The organism is Nocardia niigatensis NBRC 100131 (genome assembly GCF_000308655.1).
In the GTDB taxonomy this organism is placed as follows: domain Bacteria; phylum Actinomycetota; class Actinomycetes; order Mycobacteriales; family Mycobacteriaceae; genus Nocardia; species Nocardia niigatensis.
Genome location: NZ_BAGC01000093.1, coordinates 1 through 826 on the forward strand (window position 1 = coordinate 1; position 826 = coordinate 826).

The 826-nt window shown below is 70.0% G+C and carries 1 protein-coding gene; it reads left to right on the forward strand.

What is annotated here, in order from left to right:
- Nucleotides 1–35 precede the first annotated feature (35 nt).
- Nucleotides 36–826: LysR family transcriptional regulator (locus ON33_RS30915; protein ID WP_040862681.1), on the forward strand; the 791-nt coding region annotated here is incomplete at its 3' end.

Below are 826 nucleotides of genomic sequence, written 5' to 3' on the forward strand. Positions count from 1 at the left end.
CAGAACGGATCGTTATCAATTGAGGGGGAGGGCATGTGGCGCCGGATACGGTGAGCCTGCGGTACTTTCTGGTGCTGGCGCAGGAGTTGAACTTCACCCGCGCGGCCGCACGGATCGGGATCGCGCAGCCCGCGCTCAGTGCCCGGATGCGCCGATTGGAGGCGGAACTCGGTACGAGCCTGTTGGTTCGTAACACGCGTAGCGTCGTATTGACCACGGCCGGTGCGGCTTTGGCGGAGTCCGCGCCGCCCGCGCTGGCGGCGCTGGACCGGGCATGGGACACCGCCCGGAATGCGGGGGCCGGTGAACTGGGCACGCTGCGCATCGGATACAGCCTCAGCGCGGGGGCCGAGACGGCACCGGCCCTGGTGGACAGGCTCATTCGCAGCAGCCCGGGACTCGCGGTCGGCGCGGTCCCGATGGCGACACCGGAGATCTCCCCCGCGGTCGCCGACGGCCGCATCGATGCGGGGATCACCCGCGGTGAACAGCCGGGTCGTGGCGTGCGCCGGTTCCCGCTGCGGCGTGTGCGTGTCGGGGTCCAATTGGCGCAGCATCATCCGCTGGCCGAACATCCGGAGATCGAGATCGCCGATGCGGCCGCGTATCCGCTGCGACTTCCCGACCGTGCGGCCAACCCCGTGATCCACGACCAGCTGTCCGCACTGTTCCGCGACACCCGGCCACACCCCCGATTCCACACGCCCGCAGTCTCTTTCGACATGTCCCAGCACGACCTACGCGACGGGCTCACCCTCGCCCCGGCCGGTGAAACCGCGGTCACGACACAACCGGCCGGTCTCACGTGGCGACCGCTGCGGGGCGC